The organism is Bradyrhizobium sp. CCBAU 11386 (assembly GCF_028128955.1).
GTDB lineage: Bacteria > Pseudomonadota > Alphaproteobacteria > Rhizobiales > Xanthobacteraceae > Bradyrhizobium.
In genome coordinates this window covers 114,360-136,579 of record NZ_LBKA01000253.1, presented here as the reverse complement: position 1 = coordinate 136,579, position 22,220 = coordinate 114,360, and the positions used below count along the sequence as shown (strand labels likewise).

At 65.7% G+C, this 22,220-nt stretch carries 28 protein-coding genes; 14 read left to right on the top strand and 14 right to left on the bottom strand.

Annotated features, from left to right (window positions below):
• The first annotated feature begins 83 nt into the window (after positions 1-83).
• Positions 84-761 (top strand): nitroreductase, encoded by a 678-nt coding sequence (locus tag XI09_RS35175; RefSeq protein WP_271570964.1) that lies wholly within the window; start codon positions 84-86, stop codon positions 759-761.
• A gap of 129 nt (positions 762-890) precedes the next feature.
• The gene (locus XI09_RS35170) at positions 891-1,094 is read left to right on the top strand and encodes a hypothetical protein (protein WP_271570963.1); all 204 of its coding nucleotides are present in this window, start codon (positions 891-893) and stop codon (positions 1,092-1,094) included.
• A 59-nt stretch (positions 1,095-1,153) separates the two neighbouring features.
• Here XI09_RS35170 and XI09_RS35165 read toward each other — a convergent pair whose 3' ends face one another.
• From XI09_RS35165 to XI09_RS35155, 3 genes are read right to left on the bottom strand one after another with little or no spacing between them, the layout of a single operon-like run.
• On the bottom strand, positions 1,154-2,275 hold the full coding sequence (locus tag XI09_RS35165) for an HD-GYP domain-containing protein (protein WP_271570962.1): 1,122 nt from the start codon (positions 2,273-2,275) through the stop codon (positions 1,154-1,156).
• A 50-nt stretch (positions 2,276-2,325) separates the two neighbouring features.
• The gene (locus XI09_RS35160) at positions 2,326-2,658 is read right to left on the bottom strand and encodes a PilZ domain-containing protein (protein WP_271570961.1); all 333 of its coding nucleotides are present in this window, start codon (positions 2,656-2,658) and stop codon (positions 2,326-2,328) included.
• Positions 2,655-3,767: a DUF2336 domain-containing protein gene (locus XI09_RS35155; RefSeq protein ID WP_271570960.1), complete on the bottom strand. Its 1,113-nt coding sequence runs from the start codon at positions 3,765-3,767 to the stop codon at positions 2,655-2,657. Before XI09_RS35155 ends, XI09_RS35160 begins: the two co-directional genes overlap by 4 nt.
• A gap of 303 nt (positions 3,768-4,070) precedes the next feature.
• Between XI09_RS35155 and XI09_RS35150 the strand changes: the two genes are divergently transcribed.
• Positions 4,071-5,018: a helix-turn-helix domain-containing protein gene (locus XI09_RS35150; RefSeq protein ID WP_271570959.1), complete on the top strand. Its 948-nt coding sequence runs from the start codon at positions 4,071-4,073 to the stop codon at positions 5,016-5,018.
• 48 nt (positions 5,019-5,066) lie between these two features.
• Positions 5,067-5,657: an NADPH-dependent FMN reductase gene (locus tag XI09_RS35145; RefSeq protein ID WP_271570958.1), complete on the top strand. Its 591-nt coding sequence runs from the start codon at positions 5,067-5,069 to the stop codon at positions 5,655-5,657.
• 13 nt (positions 5,658-5,670) lie between these two features.
• Here XI09_RS35145 and XI09_RS35140 read toward each other — a convergent pair whose 3' ends face one another.
• Both XI09_RS35140 and XI09_RS35135 read right to left on the bottom strand, forming a co-directional pair.
• Complete coding sequence (locus tag XI09_RS35140; protein ID WP_271570957.1) at positions 5,671-7,752, bottom strand: methyl-accepting chemotaxis protein; 2,082 nt, start codon at positions 7,750-7,752, stop codon at positions 5,671-5,673.
• 122 nt (positions 7,753-7,874) lie between these two features.
• Complete coding sequence (locus XI09_RS35135; protein WP_271570956.1) at positions 7,875-8,042, bottom strand: hypothetical protein; 168 nt, start codon at positions 8,040-8,042, stop codon at positions 7,875-7,877.
• 6 nt (positions 8,043-8,048) lie between these two features.
• On the opposite strand from XI09_RS35135, the gene XI09_RS35130 reads away from it, so the two are divergent.
• The gene (locus XI09_RS35130) at positions 8,049-8,570 is read left to right on the top strand and encodes an enoyl-CoA hydratase-related protein (protein ID WP_271570955.1); all 522 of its coding nucleotides are present in this window, start codon (positions 8,049-8,051) and stop codon (positions 8,568-8,570) included.
• 3 nt (positions 8,571-8,573) lie between these two features.
• Here the strand turns inward: XI09_RS35130 and XI09_RS35125 are convergent, their stop codons facing one another.
• Positions 8,574-9,011: a DUF1810 domain-containing protein gene (locus XI09_RS35125; RefSeq protein WP_271570954.1), complete on the bottom strand. Its 438-nt coding sequence runs from the start codon at positions 9,009-9,011 to the stop codon at positions 8,574-8,576.
• Between the two features lie 191 nt (positions 9,012-9,202).
• Here XI09_RS35125 and XI09_RS35120 point away from each other — a divergent pair, with 191 nt between their 5' ends.
• The 3 genes from XI09_RS35120 to XI09_RS35110 all read left to right on the top strand — a co-directional run bounded on the left by XI09_RS35120 (position 9,203) and on the right by XI09_RS35110 (position 11,698).
• Entirely contained in the window at positions 9,203-10,153 is a 951-nt protein-coding gene (locus XI09_RS35120) for a DUF2778 domain-containing protein (protein WP_271571005.1), read from the top strand.
• A gap of 66 nt (positions 10,154-10,219) precedes the next feature.
• On the top strand, positions 10,220-10,477 hold the full coding sequence (locus XI09_RS35115; RefSeq protein WP_025575395.1) for a hypothetical protein: 258 nt from the start codon (positions 10,220-10,222) through the stop codon (positions 10,475-10,477).
• Positions 10,478-10,609: 132 nt separating this feature from the next.
• Positions 10,610-11,698, top strand: coding sequence for a TRAP transporter substrate-binding protein (locus XI09_RS35110; RefSeq protein WP_271570953.1), 1,089 nt, complete (start codon positions 10,610-10,612; stop codon positions 11,696-11,698).
• Positions 11,699-11,822: 124 nt separating this feature from the next.
• On the opposite strand, the gene XI09_RS35105 is transcribed toward XI09_RS35110, so the two are convergent.
• The 6 genes from XI09_RS35105 to XI09_RS35080 form a co-directional block, all read right to left on the bottom strand.
• Positions 11,823-12,605 carry an ABC transporter ATP-binding protein gene (locus tag XI09_RS35105; protein ID WP_271570952.1) on the bottom strand — a complete coding sequence of 261 codons (783 nt, stop codon included), beginning with the start codon at positions 12,603-12,605 and terminating at the stop codon, positions 11,823-11,825.
• Positions 12,593-13,648 (bottom strand): dihydrodipicolinate synthase family protein, encoded by a 1,056-nt coding sequence (locus XI09_RS35100; protein ID WP_271570951.1) that lies wholly within the window; start codon positions 13,646-13,648, stop codon positions 12,593-12,595. The genes XI09_RS35105 and XI09_RS35100 overlap by 13 nt, the downstream gene beginning before the upstream one ends.
• Before the next feature lie 6 nt (positions 13,649-13,654).
• On the bottom strand, positions 13,655-14,476 hold the full coding sequence (locus XI09_RS35095; RefSeq protein ID WP_271570950.1) for a GNAT family N-acetyltransferase: 822 nt from the start codon (positions 14,474-14,476) through the stop codon (positions 13,655-13,657).
• The gene (locus XI09_RS35090) at positions 14,463-15,500 is read right to left on the bottom strand and encodes an NAD-dependent epimerase/dehydratase family protein (protein ID WP_271570949.1); all 1,038 of its coding nucleotides are present in this window, start codon (positions 15,498-15,500) and stop codon (positions 14,463-14,465) included. Before XI09_RS35090 ends, XI09_RS35095 begins: the two co-directional genes overlap by 14 nt.
• A gap of 15 nt (positions 15,501-15,515) precedes the next feature.
• Complete coding sequence (locus tag XI09_RS35085) at positions 15,516-16,286, bottom strand: ABC transporter permease (protein ID WP_271570948.1); 771 nt, start codon at positions 16,284-16,286, stop codon at positions 15,516-15,518.
• A gap of 83 nt (positions 16,287-16,369) precedes the next feature.
• On the bottom strand, positions 16,370-17,017 hold the full coding sequence (locus XI09_RS35080) for a TetR/AcrR family transcriptional regulator (protein WP_027542519.1): 648 nt from the start codon (positions 17,015-17,017) through the stop codon (positions 16,370-16,372).
• Positions 17,018-17,117: 100 nt separating this feature from the next.
• On the opposite strand from XI09_RS35080, the gene XI09_RS35075 reads away from it, so the two are divergent.
• The 5 genes from XI09_RS35075 to XI09_RS35055 all read left to right on the top strand — a co-directional run bounded on the left by XI09_RS35075 (position 17,118) and on the right by XI09_RS35055 (position 20,541).
• Positions 17,118-18,122 carry an ABC transporter substrate-binding protein gene (locus tag XI09_RS35075; RefSeq protein WP_027542520.1) on the top strand — a complete coding sequence of 335 codons (1,005 nt, stop codon included), beginning with the start codon at positions 17,118-17,120 and terminating at the stop codon, positions 18,120-18,122.
• Positions 18,123-18,364: 242 nt separating this feature from the next.
• Positions 18,365-19,063: a septum site-determining protein MinC gene (gene minC / locus XI09_RS35070; protein ID WP_025575382.1), complete on the top strand. Its 699-nt coding sequence runs from the start codon at positions 18,365-18,367 to the stop codon at positions 19,061-19,063.
• A 21-nt stretch (positions 19,064-19,084) separates the two neighbouring features.
• Positions 19,085-19,900 (top strand): septum site-determining protein MinD, encoded by an 816-nt coding sequence (gene minD, locus XI09_RS35065; protein ID WP_025575380.1) that lies wholly within the window; start codon positions 19,085-19,087, stop codon positions 19,898-19,900.
• Positions 19,897-20,178, top strand: coding sequence for a cell division topological specificity factor MinE (gene minE, locus XI09_RS35060; RefSeq protein WP_025575378.1), 282 nt, complete (start codon positions 19,897-19,899; stop codon positions 20,176-20,178). The genes minD and minE overlap by 4 nt, the downstream gene beginning before the upstream one ends.
• Before the next feature lie 177 nt (positions 20,179-20,355).
• Positions 20,356-20,541 carry a hypothetical protein gene (locus XI09_RS35055; protein WP_271570947.1) on the top strand — a complete coding sequence of 62 codons (186 nt, stop codon included), beginning with the start codon at positions 20,356-20,358 and terminating at the stop codon, positions 20,539-20,541.
• A gap of 19 nt (positions 20,542-20,560) precedes the next feature.
• On the opposite strand, the gene XI09_RS35050 is transcribed toward XI09_RS35055, so the two are convergent.
• Positions 20,561-20,806 (bottom strand): hypothetical protein, encoded by a 246-nt coding sequence (locus XI09_RS35050; RefSeq protein ID WP_271570946.1) that lies wholly within the window; start codon positions 20,804-20,806, stop codon positions 20,561-20,563.
• A gap of 111 nt (positions 20,807-20,917) precedes the next feature.
• A complete protein-coding gene (locus XI09_RS35045) occupies positions 20,918-21,307 on the bottom strand; it encodes a hypothetical protein (protein ID WP_271570945.1) in 390 nt (129 codons plus the stop codon).
• A gap of 129 nt (positions 21,308-21,436) precedes the next feature.
• Between XI09_RS35045 and XI09_RS35040 the strand changes: the two genes are divergently transcribed.
• Positions 21,437-22,219 carry an SDR family NAD(P)-dependent oxidoreductase gene (locus XI09_RS35040; RefSeq protein WP_271570944.1) on the top strand — a complete coding sequence of 261 codons (783 nt, stop codon included), beginning with the start codon at positions 21,437-21,439 and terminating at the stop codon, positions 22,217-22,219.
• The last annotated feature ends 1 nt before the right edge of the window (position 22,220 follow it).

The following is a 22,220-nucleotide window of genomic DNA, read 5'->3' as shown; positions in this document are numbered from 1 at the left end:
TCTTGCTTGCGGGTTAGCATAGATTTCGCGCGCCGCATCGGCAACGGCAATGCCGCGGGATGAACGGGCAGGGAGGCCTTGAGTTGGAATTCGAAGCGTTGGTCCAGTCGCGCCGCAGCGTGCGCGGCTTCAAGAACAAGCCGGTGAAGCGCGCGGTGATCGAAGCGATCATCGAGAGTGCCAAGCGCGCGCCGTCGTCGATGAACACGCAGCCCTGGCACGTCCATGTGCTGACGGGCAGCCCGCTGGAAGAGGTGCGCCGCCGCAACATGGAAGAGATGGTTGCCGGCGCCAAGGTCAGACGCGACATCATCAGCCATGGCGAATACCAGGGCGTCCATCGCACCCGGCAGGTCGACATCGCCAAGAAGCTGTTTAGCGCGATGGGGATCGCGCGCGACGACAAGCCGATGCGCCAGGACTGGGTGCTGCGCGGCTTCCGCCAGTTCGACGCGCCGGTCTCGCTGGTCCTGACCTATGACCGCGTGCTCGATCCCGGCGCGGTCTGCCATTTCGATCTCGGCGCGCTCTGCTACGGCATCGTGCTCGCCGCCTGGGACCGCGGCCTCGGTTCGGTGATCAACGGGCAGGGCATCATGGGCTCCGACATCGTGCGCGAGGTTGCCGCAATCCCCGAGGACGAGGTGATCATGACCTGCGTCGCGATGGGTTATCCCGACAACGGCTTTGCCGCCAACGCGGTGCGCTCGGATCGCGAGCACAACGAGGAGTTCGTACGCTACGTCGGGTTCGCCGATTAGTGCATGCAGTGGAGGGTGGTTCTCTCACCGAAATTTTTAGTGCGGAGCGCTTCGCCTCTTGCAATCTCGTTCGTGCGGGAGGAACAATATGCGGACTGAGAGGTTTGTTGCTGGCGCGAGGGAATAGGCATGCGGCGGCTGGCTAGCCTGGTTCGGCGGTTCTTCGGCCCGCGGGTGCGGCGCCCCGTCGATGATGATCCAAGTCTTCCTTTCACATCCGACGAGTTCGGCCGGCTGATCCGCAGCGGCAAACGCGAGGACATGAAGTTGCTGGCCGAGGGCCTGGCCTGCCGGTCCATCCCCCGCCTCGCCAAATACCGCGCCACGCACTAGCGTTTGGCTGCAATTGTCGGGCTGCCATTGTCGCAGGTAGGCGCTCGCCGGTTTTCCGGCTACCGCGTCAGCGCGACCTGCTTGAACGAGGCGACCAGTGCCTTCTCCAGCCTTCCAGTCATCCCACAGAGAGTATTGTAGGCTTCCGCCCGCGGCATCGTCGGCTTGTAGTGGCGATGCTCAATCAACGCTGCGAAGATGTCCGAGATCGTGAGGATCCGGACAATATCGCCGATGCTCTCGGCGCAGAGCGCATCCGGATACCCGCTGCCGTCGAGATATTCGTGATGATGACGCACGGCATCGAGGATTTCAGACGAAATCCCCTCGTGCCCTTTCAGGAACTCATAGCCCGCGACCGGATGCGTTTCGACCAGAGCGCGCTCCTCGGCGTCGAGGCGGCTCGGCTTGTCGAGGATGGCGAGCGGGATCTGGGCCTTACCGATGTCGTGGAACATGGCGGCCGAGTAGAGGCGTTCCAGATCGGCCCTGCCGACGCCGAGGCTGAGGCCGAAGTCGATGGCGACGCCGGTCACGAGCAGGCAGTGCTGATAGGTGCCCTCATGGTGGCGCCGCACCGTCGTGAGCCATTCCGACAGCCCGTGCTGGGTAATGCGATCGGCAATCTGGCGACCGGCCTCCCTGGTGCCGTCGACATCCAGGGACTGGCCAAGGGTGACGGCCGTGAACATCGATGCGATGGCGGTCGCCGCGGTTTCGACGGCGTTGTCGGGCTGCGCGGCGCCGCTTGAGGAAGCAGACGCAGGCTCGGCCGGATCAGCCAGCGCTGCCAGCAGCTTGAACCGGTTGATCGTCCCGGGAAGAACGAGCGTGGCGCCGAGCGCGTAGGCTTGCGATACACTTGCGTGAGAGGAGTGCTCGACGAGGAAGATCCGCTTCGTGGCCTTCGCCAGCTTGGCCGCCCGCTTTTTGATAGCCGCGATGTTGTCGACGTCGCGCAACTCGGCACGGACGACGATGGCGAATGGCACTTGCGACAGCTTGGGATGCGCATCGAGCCGTTCGCCGGCGACGGCAAATTGCCGTTCGAGGATCGAGCAGACACCCGACAATTTATCGGAGGAATCGGCCAGCACATGCACGAACGGGCGCATCGCTTCCGCCTCTCGAATGCCGTCGTCGCCTTTGACAGGGCGGGATATGATGCGCGGGTTCTGCACGTTGGACCTGGACTTTGCTGGAGTTCAATGAGCTTGATGAATTCCCGAGCCTATTTGCTTTGAGCGGAAGCCTGCGCGGCGGTCGCCGGTGCGCTGGGCGGCTTCCTCTTGCTGTCCGCGGCGAGAAAGTGGACGCCGACCGTCGTGCCGTCGATCCAGACCAGCTCGCAGCGACGGTAGGCTAGTCCCGTCGACGACAGCAGCATGAAGAATTCCTTGGCCTGGAGAACGTCGAGCGTGCCCTCGACCTCGAGCTTGGCGCCCGTCTGCGACACGTCGAGCAGGACGCAGCTGCGTCGCCACATGCCGTCGGAGCCCATGAGGTTGACGGGCTGCTTGTGATCCATCCGTACGCGAAGCGCTTTGCGACCGTCGAACTTCATCGGTTAACCCCCATTTTTGTCCCGCGATTTCCCCGAACGCTCGTGTTGGCACCTGCTGATATCTCCCCCCAGCGCACCGTCCATTGGCTGGTCGACAGAAGAAGTGTCTCGAAGATCTGCCGCGCGCGTTCGCGCTCGGCGAAGGAGAGCCGCGTGCCGCTGCGATTGCTCAGGATCGCGAGCGTGGTTGCCCAGTTCAGCCGCGACGCCCGGCAGGCCATGACCAGGCCCTCGAAATCGTCATCGGTCATGACATGCTCGACGATCTCGATCGGCGCCCCCGAAAGCACCGACACGGCGGTGAACAGATTGGCGATCTCCCCGCGGATCGCGAAGCGGTTCACGGTGGAGTCGTTGAGCTTGCCGACGCGATTGAGGGCGACGATCTCCGGCCTTGCGCTCGCATAGTCCGCCGGGGAGGGCAGCATGGGTGTTGCCGGAGCGGATGCCGCGCCGTGCGCCGCGGGCACGCCGGAGGCGTCAGGCTTGGCCGGCGGTTTCTTGCCGGGGGAGGCGGACAGCAACGTCCTTACGACGAGCTCGGGGGTGTCAGGCCGTAGTGCCAGCGCCTTCGTAATCTCGTCATCATGCCCGGCCGCGATCAGTGCGGCATAGGCGGTGTCGGAGAACTTGGTTCCCGGGTTCTTGATCAGCGGAAGGTAATGGGCGCGATCACCGTGCTTGATCAGCGCCTCGGTCACATCAGGCTCGATCCTGTCGCGGGCGCAGATCGCGAGCTTCTGTCGCCCGCCGCTCGAGGTCGCAATCATCGCGAGATCGATCGTGGACAGTGCCTGCGATTTGAGCAGGAGTGGACAGGCGATGTCTGGATCCTCGTGCGAAGCCAGGCGACGGAGTGTCTCCTGCGGAGCCACGTTCAGCGCGGCGAGCGCGTTGCTGAGCTGGACCAGCGCGTTGGGAGCGACGCGTTCGGTCAGGCGCAGCAGGACGCCATCGACCACGTTGACAAGTATTTCCTGGGGCCGGTCGCGGCCCGCCACGAGCAGGCGGACGATGCCCGCGAGGATGCGCGCGCAGCGTTCCGGCGGACACGCTGCGATCGCGTCCTCCAATTCAACCAGAATATCTACAGGCGAATTTGCCATCATGGCAGGGAGCCTGAACTCAAATAAATTTTACGATCCAACGGGCTTCATTGCACCTTAGAGTCGTTAAATTTTGGATCCTGCACTTGGATCCATCTGGTATCGGCGCACCGCCGGATTCACAGGAAACGTTATCGAAATTTGGCAGGACGCGAACCGTTGCTTGTCCTTTGAACTGGACCCTCGCCAACTGATCGAAGAAGACCAGCATGATTCTTTCGGTCAAAAGGGGCAACCGAAAGGGGGAATTCAGAACGGCGCTTTCGCCGGGCACGCGTCTTTTCCTGACGCGATTTTCATTTTGCCATGACCTGCAACGATGATGCGCCAACGCTGGCGCCAAAGACATTTCGCTTTTCCGATGTCGACGAATTTCGCAACGCGATCCGCGGGCTGAATTTCGAGTTCACGCCGTTCGTGCGCAAGATTGCGGCCGAGCAGACTATTCTGCAACTGCCCGGCTGCGACGTGAACGTGACGCGGGCATTTCCGCGCGTGGTGGATGCGCAACTTGTCGCAGATTGCACCGCCGTGGGTTTTGCGATGGACGACCTTGACGTTCCCATTCGCTTCAACGGTGCGCAGCGCGACCGCGCGGTCGTCGTCATCGGCAGCAGCGGCGCGGCCTACAACGCCATCGAGGAAGTGCAGCGGCAGATCGCCTCGGTCGTGTTCCGGCCGGAGGTGAAGGACCGCGGCTGGCCCGAAACGCATTCCAATTTCAAGATCTTTGAGGCCAGCCCATGGACGCTGAATGGGTTGCGGAACGTGGTCAGGGAGGTGGTAGCCGCCGCGTCCGAGCCCATTGATCCTGCCGAAGTACCATTGAAGGCAGCGGCGATGAAGGAATCCCTGTTCGGAGCGGTCGACGCCGTCTTCGACAACCTGGTTTCGGCGCGATGGACGGTGCGGCCGAATGACGAGCGGCAGTTCAAGATCTTTCAGGACATCCGCGCGCTACTGTCCGGCGATCTCGCCCAGCCCATCTACAGCGAGGAGATGGCGCGTAAGCTCGGCCTCTCCGTGCGCGCCTTGCACGATGTCGTCCGCCGTTATCGCGGCATGAGCCTGCACCGTTACCTGCGCCTGCGGCGGCTGTGGTTGGTCCGACAGCGGCTATTGGCGGGCGCCGAGAGCGTCAAGGCCGTGGCGCTGGCGTTCGGCTTCTGGCATCTCAGCGATTTCTCCAGAAGCTATCGCGACCAGTTCGGCGAGGCGCCGTCGGAAACGCTGGAGCGCGGACGCAGGCGGTAGCACGAATGGACTGCGACCGGACTCCGGTTTTGTGCTAGCCTGCCGTCCATGAGCAATCGCATCCTCGTCCTCTACGGATCCTACCGTTCCGACCGCATGGGCATCCGCCTTGCGAATTTTGTCATCAATCGCCTGCGCGCGCGCGGCGAGGATGTCGAGTTCATCGACGCCAAGGCGATCGGCCTGCCGATGCTCGACCGCATGTACAAGGAATATCCTGAGGGTGCCGCGCCCGAGGCGCTGGAGAAGCTGGCCGGGCAGATCCGCGGCGCGGACGGTTTTGTCTTCGTCACCGGGGAATACAATTGGGGCATTCAGCCCGGATTGAAGAACCTGACCGACCATTTCCTCGAAGAATGGTTCTGGCGTCCGGCCGCGATCGTCAGCTACTCGGCCGGCCGCCTATCCGGCGCGCGCGCCTCGACCGCCTGGCACGGCACGCTGTCGGAAATGGGCATGGTCGTGGTGTCGAGCACCATCGGCGTCGGCCCGATCGCGCAGACGCTGTCGGCTGACGCCGAGCCGATCGGCGAGGGCGGCAAGGCGCTGGAGCGTTCGTTCCCGCGCTTTGCCGACGACCTTGCATGGTGGATCGAGGCGGCCAAGGCGCAGCGAGCGCGCAAGGCGCCGCCTTACTGAGCGAGCGGCAGCGTCAGGCGGCCCTGACCTCGCCGAGGAATCGGTCGAACTGTCCGGCGAGATCGCGCGACTGGGTCGAGAGCTGCTCGGCCGCGCCCAGCACCTCCCTGGCGGCGGCTCCAGTGTCGTCGGCGGCGCGCTGCACGCCTGATATGTTGGTGTTGACCTCCTGGGTGCCGCGGGCGGCCTCCTGGACGCTGCGGGCGATCTCCTTGGTCGCCGAGCCCTGTTCCTCGATCGCCGCGGCAATCGCGGTGCCGATCTGGTCGATCTCGCCGATGACGTCGGCGACGTTGCGGATCGCGGCCACGGTCTCGTCGCTCGCAGACTGGATCGCCGTGATCTGCTCGGAGATTTCGGTCGTGGCCTTGGCGGTCTGGCCGGCCAGCGATTTCACTTCAGACGCGACCACGGCAAAGCCGCGGCCGGCGTCGCCGGCGCGGGCGGCTTCGATGGTCGCGTTCAGCGCCAAGAGATTGGTCTGCTCGGCGATGCTCTGGATCAGGGTGACGACGTCGCCGATCTTCTGCGCGCCCTCGGCGAGCGCACGTGCCGTGTCGCCGGTGCGGCGGGCATTGTCGACGGCGCGGGCCGCGATCTCGGTGCTTTGTGCCACCTGACGGCCGATCTCCGCGATCGAGGAGGTCAGCTCTTCGGTGGCGCTGGCGACCGTCTGCACGTTGGTCGAGGTCTGCTCGGAGGCGGCGGCGACGACCGCGGCCTGGCTGTTGGTCTGGGCCGCCGTCGAGGTCATCGACTGCGCCGTGCTTTCCATGGTGGAGGAGGCCCGGGACAGGCCGCCGACGAGCTCGGTGATCTTGGCCTCGAAGGCGCGGGTGAGCTCGTCGAGCGCGTGGGCGCGGCGCATCTTGCCGTCGTTCTCGGCCTGCTTCTCGGCCGCGAGCCGGTCGGCCCGGATCATGTTGTCCTTGAACACCTGCACGGCCGCGGCCATCGCCCCGATCTCGTCGGAGCGCTCGGCGCCCGGGATCTGCTCGGCAACGTCGCCATCGGCCAGCCGCGACATCCGCGTGGTGAGGTCGACGATCGGTGCGCAGACGCGGCGGCGCACGGTCACCACGAGCCCGACACTCGCGATCAGCACGGCAACGAGGCCCGCGAGCGCGATTGTGAAGCTGGTGCGCGCGGCCGAAGAGGCACCGGCGAGGATCTGCTCGGCATTGTCATAGAACGCGTCGCGGACCTCGATGATGGTGCCGAGGCCGCGCTGCGTGGCGGCGTAATAGGTATCCATGTCGTGCTCGTACTTGCCGCTGACCGCACCGTCCTTCACCAGCTTGAGCTCGCGGCCGAACTCCTCGATATAGACCGCGTTGAACTTCTCCAGCGCAGCGGCGACGTTCGCCGGAGTTGCCGGGTTGCCGCGCAGTTCCAGCAGCGCCATCACGATCTGGTCGTTGCGGCCCTGCGAGCGGCTGATCTCGGCCTTCTCCGTGTCCGTCGCCGGTTTCTTGCCCCCGACGAGGTTCTTGTGCAGGCTGGAGTTGAAGCCGCCCACGTCGCGCAGCGTCATCGCGATGTTGGCGTAGCTGGCCTGCCGGTAGGCGTCGCCGTTGAGGATCGCCATGCGGCGGACCTGCTCGTTGAGCAGCGCGGTCACGGCGCCGTTGAGCACGGCGTTGTCGGCGACGATCTTCTTGGCGGCGTCCTTGCGCGCCTCCGCCGGTCCCGCGAGCGCCTTGTCGATGGCTTCGCGCAGCGCGGTGAATCTCGAATTGATGCCGTCGATGTTGTTGCCGGTGGTGGCGCCGTCGTCGAACGGGCCGGGCAGCTCCTTGCGCAGCGTATTCATCCGGTCGCGGGCGCCGTCGGTCTGCTTGCGCAGCTTGTCCTGCTCGGCAAGCAGCGCCGGGTCCACCGTCGCCGGTCCATAGAGGATGTTGGTAGAAAAGCCGCGCTCGGGGTTGAGATAGCGCGGGATGTCGCTGACGGCGCGGACGATCGCGAGCCGCCCCTGTGCTTCGGTGATCCGCTCCATCGTCTGGTATTTCGTCACGGCGACGTAGACGGCGAGGCCGCCGCCCACGGTCGAGAGCGAGACGATGGCGGTGGTCAGGAGCGTACCGATTTTCATGATCTGTCCGGCAATTGGCGCGGGAGAATAATTTTGCACGGAAGATAGGCAGCCGGTGTTAATCCCGGGTTTACGCTGCCGGCCGGCACGCTTCACGCGGCCGCGTCCGGTCGTCGACGCTCCTAGGCGTAGGTCGCGCTGACAGTTCCCAGAGGACCGAAATCGGCGACGTAAGTCTCGCCCGCCTTCGGCCGCAGCATGCCCGTCAGCGTGCCCGTGCTGATGGTTTGGCCGGCCTTGAGACCGATGCCGGTCCGTGACAGCTCGTTGGCGAGCCAGGTGAGCGGCATCAGCGGATGGTCGATCGCCTCCGCAGCGCTGCCGCGGCGCCTTTCGTGACCGCCGTGCAGGGCATCGTCTTCACCATCGGCATCGAGCTGATGCTCGCCGGCGACATCGTCGTTGCAGCGGATGATGCACGCTTCTGCCAAATGGAGGCCAAGCGCGGCATCGCGCCGCTGGGCGGTGCGCATTTCCGCTTTCTGTCGCGCGCCGGCTGGGGCGATGCGATGTACCACCTGTTTCTGTGCGACGAGTTTTCAGCCGAGCGCGCCCACGCGATCGGCCTCGTCCAGGAGGTCGTTCCACCGGGAGAGCAGATCGAGCGGGCGATGGCGCTCGCCGCCATCATCGCGCGCAATGCGCCGCTCGGCATCCAGGTCACCAAGGAAGCCGCCGCCAAATATGTCGAAGGCGGCGAGGCGGCTGCGATCGCCTACATCCCGAAAATCCGCGACCGCGTGCTCGGCAGCGCGGACGCCAAGGAGGGCATTCAGTCCTTCATCGAGCGTCGCGCCGCCGTCTTCCAGGGCCGCTGATCGCTACGCCGGCGGATCGAGCTTCGACAGGATCTCCAGCGTCGCGCCGTCGCGCTCGCCTGCGAAGTACCGGGCGAGCGCCTCGCCGAAAATGGGATCATCTGACACCGCGCCGAACAGCGTCATCGAGGAGCGGAATTTGGCGTCATCAGGCGCGCCGAGGATCGCGTTGATGGTCCGTCCCTGAACGGCGAGCACGAGCCTGGTGCACTCGATCAGGCGCGGGCCAAGGACGGGGTGGGCGAGGTAGGCTTCGGCCTCCGCGCGCGAGCCGATGGCGTAGCGCTGCGCCATGGCGCTGAAGCCGAGGCCGGCGACCTGCGGGAAGACGAACCACATCCAGTGGCTCTGCTTCCGGCCCCGGGACAGCTCCCCGGTCACGGTGGGATAGACCGGGTTTTGGGCCTGAACGAACCGGTCCAGATCGAAAGGAGAGGTCATTGGATACCTTTCAGGGGCGCCTCGCCGGCCGTGATTATGCCTAACTTTTGGCTCCCAATGTGGTAGCTGGTATAGAGTCTCCGGGTGGGGGTGGGTCCCCCGGGGGTCGATTTGGGGATCTGATGGTTTCCGACACCGCAAGAGCCGAGAGGCTGTTGTCGCGCCGCCGTATCGGGCGGGCCGAGACGCTATTGCTGTCTCTGGCCGCCGTTGCGCTGTCGCTCGGTGCTGCAGCCTGGGTTGCCGACATGGGCGATTCGACCCCGCTGGTTTCCGCCGCACTGCCGCCGGCCAACGCCCCTTCGTTCGAGGACCGTTTTGCTTCGGCATCTGGCAGCCCGGCCGCCCGCGAGCTCGGCCTGCGGACGCTGGAGCGCTCTGCCCTGAATGCGGTTCAGATCAAGCTGCGCGATGCCAAGGCGATGCTGGCCCAGAGACTCCAGGGCGACGACTGGCGCTCGATCCTGACCGATGATGACCGGCCGCCGGTTGACGAGCGGCAGCCCTCGCAGCGCGCCGATGCGGTCCCGATGCCGCGTTCGCGGCCGGTGCAGGCGGACTTCTCGGCCCAGATCGCGTCCAGCCAGGCCTATGCCGACACCACCCCCAAGGTCGACAACCGCAACTTCTTCGAAAAATTCACCGACAAGATCAAGCTGGCCTCGCTGACGCCGGACAGCGGCCTGCTCGGCAGGGCGCCGGATCTTGGCGCCCTCGGTTACGATTCGCGCACGGCGGTCTACGACATCTCGGCCAAGGCGCTTTACCTGCCGAGCGGCGTCGCGCTGGAAGCGCATTCGGGCATGGGCCCGCTGATGGACGATCCACAGCATGTCGACCAGCGCATGGTGGGCGCGACCCCGCCGGCGACCTACGATCTGAAGCCGCGCGAAAAACTGTTCCATGGTGTCCGGGCGCTCCGCCTGACTCCGACTGAGGGCACCAGCGCGCTCGGCCGCGTCGGCCTTCTCACCCACAACTACATGCTTGGGCCGCGCGGCGATTCGAACGGTTGCGTCTCGATCAAGGACTATGAGCGCTTCCTCAAGGCCTACGACAATGGCGAGTTCAACCGCCTGGTCGTGGTGCCGAGCCTGAGAGGATCGGCGACCGCCTCGCAGCGCGCCAGCACCGACTCCTGATATTTGCCTGCCGCGGCGGGGCTGCCATTTCCCCTTCGTTAAGCCGTCCTCGTCCAGAAGCAGCCCATGAGTGATCCCCAGAATTCCGAGACCCCGCTGCGTACGACGTTCAAGATCAAGCTGAACGGCGACACGCTGGCGATCGCGACCGTCGGCCAGGCCTATCAATTCCTCACCAACTTCAAGTCGGTCGAGTGGATGGAATTTCGCTCGCTGCATGAGGAAGCCATCGCGGCCCTGGAAGGCGCCGCCGGCAACGCCATGCTCGCGGTGCAGGCGACCAACGCCGTGCGCGCGCTGTTCGTCAGCGCGAAGCTGCTCTGAGAAGGGCGCTGCATTCGAGCTACAGGCGTTCCCCTCACGACTTGAACTCGGCGGCGGGAACGGGCAAACGGTCGGCGAAGACCGTCGCCTAAATCATCCATTTGAAGCCTTGCTTTCGGGAGAGCCCCCATCATGAAACGCCGTGCATTCCTCAAGGGTGGCGCGGTCGCCGGCGCGACGACGCTGGTTGCCGCACCCGCGATTGCGCAAGGCGCGCCCGAGATCAAATGGCGCCTGACCTCGAGCTTCCCGAAATCGCTCGACACCATCTACGGCACGGCGCAGACCTTCGCGAAATACGTCGCTGAGGCCACCGACAACAAATTCCAGATCCAGACCTTTGCGGCCGGCGAGCTCGTCCCGGGTTTGCAGGCGCTCGACGCCGTCAGCGCGGCCTCCGTCGAGATGGCGCAGACGCCGCTCTATTTCTATATCGGCAAGGAGCCGGCGCTGGCCTATGCCACCGGCGCGCCGTTCGGCATGAACCATCGCCATCAGGAGTCCTGGTGGCATTTCGGCGGCGGCGCCGATCTCGCCAACGAGGCGCTGAAGCCGTTCAAGGCGCATGCGCTTCTCTGCGGCAACTCCGGCACCCAGATGGGCGGCTGGTTCCGCAAGGAGATCAAGACCGTCGACGATCTCAAGGGCCTCAAATTCCGCATCGCCGGCATGGGCGGCCATGTGCTGGCGCGTCTCGGCGTCGTACCGCAGCAGATCGCCGGCGGCGATGTCTATCCGGCGCTTGAGAAGGGGACGATCGATGCCGCCGAGTTCGTCGGTCCCTATGACGACGAGAAGCTCGGCTTCCAGAAGGTCGCCAAATACTATTACTTCCCGGGCTGGTGGGAAGGCGGCGCCATGCTGCACATGATCGTCAATGACGAGAAGTGGGCAAGCTTGCCGAAACAGTATCAGGCCATCGTCAACCAGGCCGCCTCGGCGGCCGGCGCCTGGATGCTCGAGAAGTACGACAGCGTGAATCCGGCGGCGCTGAAGCGGCTGATCGCCAATGGCGCCGAGCTGAAGGCGTTCCCGCAGCCGGTGCTGGAGGCCTGCTACAACGCAACCCAGGACCATCTGAACGAGCTCGCCGCCAAGAGCGACCTGTTCAAGCGGACCAAGGAGAGCCACGACGCGTATTTGAAGGAGCTGCTGTTCTACACGCAGATCGCGGAAAACTTCTACGACAACTACCTGCTCAGCAAGATGCGCAAGGGCTGAGCTCGCTGCATTTGTAGGGTGGGCAAAGGCGCTCTTGCGCCGTGCCCACCATCTCTCCAAGAGCGTGGCAGAAGTGGTGGGCACGCTTTCGCTTTGCCCACCCTACAGGTTCTCAGCGTGGTGATTACGCCGCGCCCAGGCCCAGCTTCGCATAGATGCGCCGTGCGTAGGCACCGAACGCATCCGTGGTCTTCAGCGGAAGGTCGCGCGGGAAGGGCAGGTCAATCGCGAAGTAATCGGCCATCTTCGCCGGGCCCGCGGTCAGCACGGCGCAGTGCGAGGACAGGAAAACCGCTTCCTGGATCGAATGCGTGACGAAGATGATGGTCTTGCCGCTCTCGCGCCAGATCCGCAGCATCTCCAGATTCATCTGCTCGCGCGTCAAGGCGTCCAGCGCGCCGAACGGCTCGTCCATCAGGATCAGTTTTGGATCGTGGATGAAGGCACGCGCGATCGCGGTGCGCTGCTGCATGCCGCCGGACAGCTGCTGCGGATATTTCTGCTCGTAGCCGGCGAGCCCGACCAGATTGAGCAGATCGCGCGCCCGCTCGCGCGCGGCCTTCATTGGCAGGCCGACGATCTCGGCCGGCAGCAGCACGTTGTCCAGAATGGTGCGCCATTTCAGCAGCAAGGCCTGCTGGAACACCATGCCGATGTCGCGAGTCGGATCGAACGGGCTTGTGGCATTCCCGATCTTCACGGTGCCGCCGTCGGCGCCGTGCAGGCCGGCCAGAATCTTCATCACCGTGGTCTTGCCGCAGCCGGACGGGCCGACCAGCGAGACGAGCTCACCTTCCTGCACGTCCATCGTGACGTCGGAGACGGCGAGAAACTCCGCGCCGCCGCTGCGGTAGACTTTCCTGACGCCGCGCAGGCTGATGAAGGGCTCTTCCGTCATGCCAGCCATTTGCCGAGGTTGGTGGTCACGAAGGCATCGTCGCTGAGATCGGCGTGCTCGCGGCAGACGCGGTCGATCTCCTCCTTCTGGCCGGGGCTCAGGCCCTCGGCTGGATCGAGGCACCACAGCCCCTGCATCAGGCCCTGGCGCCGCAAGATCTCGTGGCAGCCGGCGATGCAGCCATGGAAATTGTTGGCGACGTCGAAGAAGGCGCTGTTGCAATCGGTGACGCGGGCATCGAGCGCGAGGAGGTCGGCGGGCACCGTTTCCTTGTGCCGCGCCGCCTTGCAGCGCTCGAACTGCTTGATCGCGCTCGCCGTCCACACCGACCAGTGGCCGAGCAGGCCGCCTTTGAAGTAGGTCCGCGTGGTGACGCCGTTGTCGCGGAGGTCGAACGGCAGCATCAAGTCCAGCAGGATGTGATCGTCATTGCCGGTGTAGAGCGCGACACGGTCCAGCGCGCCCGCGGCCGCGACTCCGCGCAGCACGTCGAGCGTGCGGTAGCGGTTGAACGGCGCGATCTTGATGGCGATGACGTTGTCGATCGAGGCAAAGCGCTGCCAGAACCGGCTCGACAGGATGACGCCGCCCACGGCCGGCTGGAGATAGAAGCCGACCAGCGGGATCTCGGCGGCGACCGCCGTGCAATGCGCGATGATCTCGTCCTCGGAGGCGTTCTTCATCGCGGCGAGGCTGAGCAGGCCGGCGTGATAGCCGATGTCGCGCGCGGTGCGCGCCTCGGCGGTTGCCTGCCGGGTCGGACCGGCAAGTCCCGCGACCATCGCCAGCGGACGCCCGGTCCAGCTCGCTGCGGTCTCGGCGGCGAGCTCCAGCACGGGGCGGTAGAGGCCGACGTCGCGGATCGCGAATTGCGTCGTGTGCACGCCGACCGCAAGGCCGCCGGCGCCGGCGTCGATGTAGTAGCGCGTCAGGGCGCGCTGATGCGTTGTGTCGAGCTGGCGCCCGGCGGTGAGCGCGAGGGGATGCGCCGGCAGCACGGTGCCGTCGGCGATCAGCTTGCGGATGTCGCTGTTGATCTGGCTGTGGTGCATGATGTCCTATCCGAATTCGGGGCCGGCGACGGCGAATGGCGTTTCCTCGCTCGCAGTGGTGGCGGGGCCGAAGCGCATGCGCTGGAACGGCCGTTCGACGGTCCAGCCCGAAGCGGTCAATCCTTCCAGGAACGCGCCTTGCGAGGCGACGGCGTCGATCAGCAGAGGGGCGGTCTCGGATCGGGCGATTGCACCGACCAGGGCCAATGCTTCCGCGGCGTCATTCGCAAACAACGGGCCGATATGGCGGGCGGTTCTGCCGTCGCGAACCAGCGTGATGGCGCCGTTCGCGGAGACGATGCGCGAGCCGGAGCGTTGTGCGAAGGCGGAGAGGAGGGCGCTCCGGTCGAAACCGGTGGCCCGCCGATCCCGCGAGCGAAGCGCCTCGATGGTCGCGGAAGAAGACGGCGGCGCTTCGGCCCGCGCGGATCTCGCCAGCTTCAGCCGGCGCAATTGCAGTGTCGGCGTGAAGCCGAGCGGCCCGTAAACGGCAGCACCGTCGGGCGTTGCGTCAAGCCAGCTCGTCAGGCCGTTCTTGCGTGCCGTTTCCAGGCAGGCATCGACGAGGCGCGTTGCGAGGCCGCGGCGGCGATGCGTCGCCGACACCAGCACCATGCTGATCCAGGCGTTGTTGCCGGAGTAGGGCAGCAGGGCGGCGGTCGCGACCAGTCGCATGCCGTCGCGAATGCCGAACACGACGCCGTCGCGCAGGAAGATGCGCCAGTCCTCGTCGGTCTGGTTCCAGTGCGCTTCGGTCGACAGCACGAGCCCGGCGATGGCATCGTCGGCGCCGAGCTTGATGATGGACGGGGCGTCAGTAGCGGCCATCGCGCACCTCGTATTTGGTGGGCTTGCCGAGGCTCGGCATGGCGCGGGATACCCAGTCGGCGGTCCAGGCGATCAGCTGCTCGGTGTCGACGACCGGCAGGCCGAACAGCCCGACCGCCTGCGAGGTATCGGTGAGCCACGCCGTCGGCTCCTCCTTGCCGGTCAGCACCGGTGCGCGGCCGAATCTCGCGCCGAATTTCGCCGCGAGATCGCGCACCGCCAGGATCTCGTGGCCGCTGACATTGATCGGCGAGGTCGGCGCCGTGCAATGGGCGAGGCAGCGCAGCGCCTGCGCGGACGCATCGCCCTGCCAGATGAAATTGACATGGCCAAGGCTGACGTCGATCGGCGTGCCGGTGAGGACCTTGGTGGCGATGTCGTGCAGCACGCCGTAGCGCATGTCGATCGCGTAATTGAGCCGGAACAGCCGGCCCGGCGTCGAGAATTTGCGCGAAAAATACTCGAACATGCGCTCGCGGCCGACGCAGGACTGGGCGTATTCGCCGGGCGGATTCGGCGCCATGTCCTCGGTCGCGCCTTGGCCGTCGACCGGCACGAAGGGATAGACGCAGCCGGTCGAGAACGCGACGATCCGCGACGACGGGAAGGCCTGCGCGACCAGCGCCGGCACGTGCGCGTTCATCGCCCAGGTCAGCGACAGATCGCCCTCGGCGCCGAACTTGCGGCCGGCCATGAAGACGATGTTGGGCGCCTTCGGCAGCGCCTTGATCGCGGCCTCATCGAGCAGGTCGCAATTGATCGTCTCGACGCCGCGCCCATGCAGCCAGTCCTTGACGCCCGCGTCGCTGAAGCGCGCCACGCCGATGACGCGGCGATCGGGTGCGGCCGCTTTGGCGAGCCCCGCCAGCGTCGGGCCCATCTTGCCGGCGACGCCGAGGACCATGATGTCGCCCTCGACCTTGGCGAGGTCGTCGATCAGCGCCTGGGTCGGCCGGCACAGGAGATCGTCGAGCGCCGCGATATCCGGAATGGTCTTCGGCAGCGTCTGGCGGGTGAGGAGCATGGATCGTTCCCTTAGCTAAGTCTGCCTGGCGTCGCCCACGACGAACATGCGTTCGAGGGCGAGCACGAGGCCGTAGAGAGCGACGCCGAGCAGCGTCAGCAGCACGACGGCCATCACCATCGCGGGCGTGTCGAGCGAGGACTGCACCTGGATCATGAGGTAGCCGAGCCCGCGCTCGGAGGCGATGAACTCGCCGACGATGGCGCCGGCGACGGCGAGGATGGCGCCGACCTTCATGCCGGAGAACACGTAAGGCAGCGATCCCGGCAGCTGGATCTTGCGGAACAGCGTCCAGCGCGAGCCGCGCAGCGATTTGACGAGGTCGAGCAGGTCAGGCTCGACCTCGCGCAGGCCGCGCGCGGTGGTGAGCAGGATCGGGAAGAAGCAGATGCTGAAGGCGATCAGGATGTTCGGCACGATGCCGTAGGAGAACCAGACGATCAGAAGCGGGCCGAGCGCGACCTTCGGGATCATGTTCAGCGTCACGAACAGCGGCAGCAGCACGAGGCTCACCAGCGGCGCCCAGCTGAAGATCACCGCGAGGGTGACGCCGACGAATGCGCCGAGCGCGAAGCCGCCGAGGATCTCGATCGCCGTCACCAGCGTATTGGCGCCCCAGGCATAGCTCGCGGTTCCCAGCGTCTGCACGGTCGCAAGCGGAGAGGGCAGGATGAATTTCGGCACGTGGAAGGCGTCGACCGCGACCTGCCACAGCACGAGCACGGCGAGGTGCACGATCAGGATGATCGTAAAGTTGCGGGCCGGGCCTGCTCCGTCACCTGCCACCTGTTGCTCCCCGTTGCTCGCGGACTCTCCGCCGCGACGGCAAGCCTAACCGTCCCCGGGGGAAGTTTCAACCAGTTGGTTGATTAGGGGCGGAGCGACTGGAGCACCAGGTCGACGACATGCCTGCGGCGGGCGCGGCGCTGGGCGCGGCTCGACAGGTCCTTGCCGAAGATCGCCGACAGCGTCGGCGTGTTGGAGAAGAAGAAATAGCTGAGACCCGCAATGGAGATGTAGAGCTGGACGGGGTCGATCCCTTTGCGGAAGAGCCCGCTGCGCACGCCCTCCTGGAGGATGTGGGAGACGCTCTTCACCAGCGGGGAATGCATCGCCTCCAGCCGTGTGGAACCGCGGACATGGCGGGCGCCGCCGCGGTTCTCGTCGTTCAGAAGCACGATGAAATCAGGGTGTGCCGCAAGGTGATCGAACGAGGCTTCGATTAGCCGGCGGATCGCCTTGTCGGGCGGCAGGCCCTCCAGATTGAGCCTGCGCTCCTGCTCGCGGATGTCCTCATAGACCCATTCGAGCACGGCGAGGTAGAGCGCGTCCTTGTCGCCGAAGTAGTGGTAGACGAGCTGCTTGTTGACGCCGGCGCGCTCGGCGATCTCGTCGACGCGGGCGCCCGCAAGGCCGTGCCGGGCGAACTCCAGGCGCGCCGCGGTGAGCAGCTTCTTGCGGGTGGCGACGGGGTCGCGCCGCTGCGGCACGGTGTCGCCAGATCGTTTTGCGGGCATTTCCAACCAAACAGTTGACAAGCGGAGGGCGGACTTGTTGCATTGGTATCCTCACAAGGGGAGAGCGACAAGCCGGGTCGCGGCATTGAGGAGACATGCGATGAAGCGTTTGCAGGCGGCGGTTGTGACCCTGATGCTCGGTTTGCCGGGTGTGCCCGCGAACGCGGGCGAGGCGGTCAACATGATCCTGAACTGGACGCCGACGGCCGACCATTCGCCCTATTATTACGCGAAGGCGCAGGGCTGGTACGAGAAGGCCGGCATCGACCTCACCATCGAGACCGGCAAGGGCTCCGGCGTCTCCGCCGCCAAGGTCGGCTCGGGCGGCTCGCCGTTCGGCGTCGCCGATCTCGCCACCATGCTGGTGGCCAAGAGCAAGGGCGCCGACACCGTCGCGGTGATGAGCGTCTACGCCAACACCGGCCAGACCTTCTACTGGCTGAAGAGCTACGGCGTGAACGGCGTCAAGGATTTCGCCGGCCACAAGATCGGCAATCCGCCCGGTGACGCCTCGCGCGTGATGTGGCCGGCTTTCGCCAAGGCCGCAGGGCTTGCGCCTGATGCGGTCGGCTTCGTCAATGTCGGGCCGACGGCGAAGATCGCAGCGCTGAAGAGCCATACCGTCGATATCATCAGCGACTTCTACAACGAGCACGATCTCAAGGTGATCGAGTTCGGCCCCGATCTCGGCTACGTCAACTGGAAGGACATCGGCCTCAACCCCTACGGCAATTCGCTGATCGTCAATGGCGCCTATCTGCAGAAGAACCCGAAGCTGGTCGAGGAGTTCGTGCGCGTCACGCAGAAGGCCTTCGCGGCCTGCGTCGCCGACGTCACCCCGTGCCTGAAGGCGCTGCTCGACCAGGTCTCCGGCCTCGACAAGGAGAACCAGGAGCGTCAGTGGGAGCGCATCAAGTTCCTGATGACGGACGAGTTCACGACGACGAAGAGCCTCGGCTGGATCGACGGCGAGCGCATGAAGAAGGATTACGAGTTGGTCCAGACCTATCTCGGCATGGAGAAGCCGTTCGACGTGACGACCGCGTTCACGACCAGGATGCTGGATCCCGCCATCAAGATGGATGCGAGCAAGGTGAAGAAGTAGGGGGCGGGGCATCCAGTACGCCGCAGCCTATCGACTGACCCACTCCCGTCTCGGAGTACTGGATCGCCCGCCTGCGCGGGCGATGACAGCTATGTGCTGGGTGAGAGCGCCTGCCGAACGCCCGGCCGCTCAAGGGCCGGCCGCCCGCCCAACTCACGTCCCCCCCACGGAGAAATTAACCGGCTGTTAACCATATCCGCCGCATCGTTAACCATTCAATAACAGGGAACGAGTCGGCCGATATGGAGGCTGCAGCAAAAGTCCAACGCCAAATGGTGCGCTTGCGCGGGCGCTCCTACGTGGCCTTCGTGTTCGTGCCGACGGTTCCGATCCAGGACTGGCTCCAGGAGATCGACACCACCATCGCCCGCTCGCCGGGCTTCTTCGCCGGCCGGCCCGTGGTGATCGACCTGTCCTCGGTCGATCTCAGCCAGTCCGGCATCAATCACCTGCTCACCAGCCTTCAGGACCGCAACATCCGCGTGCTCGGGATCGAGGGCGTGGAGGAGGGCCGGCTGACCCCGATGATGCCGCCGCTGCTCTCGGGCGGGCGCAGCTGCGTGGTCGAGCCGAGCGCGCCGAAGAAGGCCGAAGCGAAGGCCGAGGCCAAGCCAACCTCGCTGCTGCTCGAGGCCCCCGTGCGCTCGGGCCAGACCGTGATCTTCCCCGAAGGCGACGTCACCATCCTGGGCTCGGTCGGCTCCGGCGCTGAGGTCGTCGCCGGCGGCTCCATCCACATCTACGGCGCGCTGCGTGGCCGCGCCATGGCGGGTGTGAACGGTCACACGAGCGCGCGCATCTATTGCCAGAAGATCGAGGCCGAACTGCTTGCGATCGATGGGTTTTACCAGACTGCGGACGACATCGACGCCGCCTTGCGCGGCAAGCCGGCGCAGGCCTGGCTGCAGGGGAATACCATGCGAATTACAGCGCTGAACTGACCAGCAAAGGAGACACTTCAGATGAGTAAGGTACTGGTCGTGACATCAGGCAAGGGCGGCGTCGGCAAGACGACGACCACCGCCGCGCTGGGAGCTGCGCTCGCGCAGCGCGGCGACAAGGTCGTCGTCGTCGATTTCGACGTCGGCTTACGCAACCTCGATCTCGTGATGGGCGCAGAACGCCGAGTGGTGTTCGACCTCATCAACGTGGTGCAGGGCGTGGCAAAGCTGCCGCAGGCGCTGATCCGCGACAAGCGGCTGGAGAATCTGTGGCTGCTGCCGGCTTCGCAAACCCGCGACAAGGACGCGCTGACGGAAGAGGGCGTGGGCAAGGTCATCGACGATCTGCGCGGCCGTTTCGACTGGGTGATCTGCGACAGCCCGGCCGGCATCGAGCGTGGCGCCTCCATGGCGATGCGCTTTGCCGACGAGGCCGTGATCGTCACCAATCCGGAAGTCTCCTCGGTGCGCGATTCCGACCGCATCATCGGCATGCTCGACTCCAAGACGGTGCGGGCCGAGAAGGGTGAGCGGGTCGAGAAGCACATTCTCATCACCCGCTATGATGCCTCCCGCGCGGCGCGCGGCGAGATGCTGACCATCGACGACATCCTCGAGATCCTCGCTACGCCCTTGCTCGGCATCATTCCCGAGAGCCAGGACGTGTTGAAGGCCTCCAACGTCGGCACGCCGGTGACTCTGTCGAACGCGGACGGCGCGCCGGCGCGGGCCTATATGGACGCGGCCAAGCGCCTCTGCGGCGAGAACGTGACGATGCACGTTCCGGCCGAGCGCAGAGGTCTGATGGATCGTCTGCTGCGACGGAGGGCTGCATGAGCATGGGTCTGCTTCGACTTCTCCGCGGCAAGAAGGCCTCCGCACCCGTCGCTCGCGAACGGCTGCAGATCCTGCTTGCCCATGAACGCGGAATGCGCGGCCAGCCCGATCTGCTCGGTGTGCTGCGTGAGGAGATCCTCGCTGTCGTGTCCAGACACGTCACGCTGGATCCGACCAAGGTCATCGTGCGGCTCGAGCGCGGCGACGAGGTGTCGACCCTGGAGGTCGATATCGAGGTGCCCAACGATTTCGAGCGCAAGCGCGTGGCGGTCGCGTAGGGGACGCGGCCGACGATTTCAGGTTTTGGGGTGGGTGAGAAGGCGGTCCGCCGGGCATGGCGGGCCGCCTTTTGTCGTCGTTGCGGGTGATCGGAACGAGACCCGCGACCTGATCGTTGTCGGAAATCCGCGGATCCACCAGGGGTGCACGCGGTTTCATCAAACGGGAGAGCGCCCATGATGTCCGAGGTCCAGGTCCACACCGTCGCACGCCAGATGCTCGAACGGCACGGCTTCGCTGCGATTGCGAAGGCCGCCGAGCAGGCCCAGGCCTGCGAGGGCCGCGGCGAGGCCGACGAGGCCAAGGAGTGGCGTCACATCGCCGATGCCATGAAGATCATGCGTGGGCCGCACCAGAGCTGATCGCCGGACAGGAAACGCCTCAGCGGTCCTCGCGCTCCGTTCCCTGAGGCTGGGACCGTTGGGTTTGCGGCTGACTGCGATCGCCGGTCTCCTTGCAGGGAAGCTGCTCCCAGGTACCATCCGGTGCCTGCTGATACGCGCTGCAGGTGGAGGAGGGCGATTTGCCCTCGGCTTTCTGGGTGTCTGAATTCTTCGCCAGCACGGGGGCGGTCAGCGCCGTGACGGCCGCGAGCGTGCCGGCGAAGACGAAATGGATCATCCGCATGAGGGGTTCCCTGTTCGAATTCGAAGAGGCCCGCATGCTGGCGAGGATTGTGACGAATATTGGCCGCGGCGGCGGTTCCGCCGCGCCGTGCTTAACGCCTGGAAAAGCCGGTTAGCCGCCCTTGCTGCGGATCAGGCCGGCGAGGTTGGTCTTCTGGGCCTCGCACCAGCCGGGCATGCCGAGGCGGCGCTGGTCCATATCGGTTGCCTGCGTCGCGACCGCGACCTCGGCCATCAGGTCGTCGTCCTGCTTCTCGCCCATCTTGCCGCCGGTATGCATCCAGGCGATCGCCTTGCGCACCTTCTCGGTGGTGCCGTCGGGCAGCTGCATCTGCTGCGCCTTCTGCACGAGGTCCTGATAGACGAGATCCGTGTTGGGGCACTCGACCTTGGCGGCGAAGGCCTGCAAGACCATCGTCACATAGGCCGAGCGTGGATGATCCTCCGCCCGGGCCGGCGCGACGATCAGCAACAGGCCTGCCATCAGAAAACCATAGCGCATCCTTGGTACCTCCTCGATTTTTTGGGAGGCTAGCGTCCGGCGCGCCGCTCCGCAATGGCGCCGGGACGCAATTGTCGCTCCGTGGCGCGGTGCGCTATCGTGCGGGTACCCCGGCCCCCGGAGAACGACATGAGCCTGTTCAGCGCGCCGTTCGATCCCGCAACCGACACGGCGCTCGTCACCGGCGCGGGCAACGGCATCGGCCGCGCGATCGCGCAGGCCCTGGTCGGCGAGGGCGTCCGGACCGTGTTTGCCGATTTGAGTGCAGAACGGGTCAGTGCCGCAATCAGTGCGAGCGAGCGGCCTGAACACGCGGTGCCCTGGGTCGGTGATCTCGCCGAGCTGGATGCCTGCGATGCGCTGCTTGCCGCTTCACATGCCGCGCTGGGCCAGGTGACGCATTTCGTGCACAGCGCCTCGCCGCCGCGGCGCGAGGCCGATCATGCGCTCGCGGTCGATCGCCGGACCTGGCAGGAGATGCACGCCGTCAATCTCGATGCAGGTTTCCACCTGGCGCGCGAGATCGCCAAGCGGCTGATCGCGGCGAAGCGGCCCGGCTCGTTCCTGTTCCTCACCTCGCTGCATGCGGGCACGCCGCGCAACCTGCCGCATTACTCGACGGCGAAGGCGGGGATGGCGATGTTGGTGAAGGAGCTCGCCAAGACGTTCGGGCGCCACGACATCCGCGTCAACGCGCTGGTGCCCGGTGCGATCGCCGCCGGCGGTTTCGTCGCGGATGCCTCGCTGGCGCGGCACATCCCGCTCGGGCGTCTCGGCGAGGCAAAAGACCTTGCGCCGATGGCGCTGACCGTGTTGTCGAACAGGCTGTCAGCTTACGTCACCGGCGCAGCCTTCGTCGTCGACGGCGGATTGTCGCTGACGAACTGGTTCGAAGCGCCGGTGCTGGAGTAGC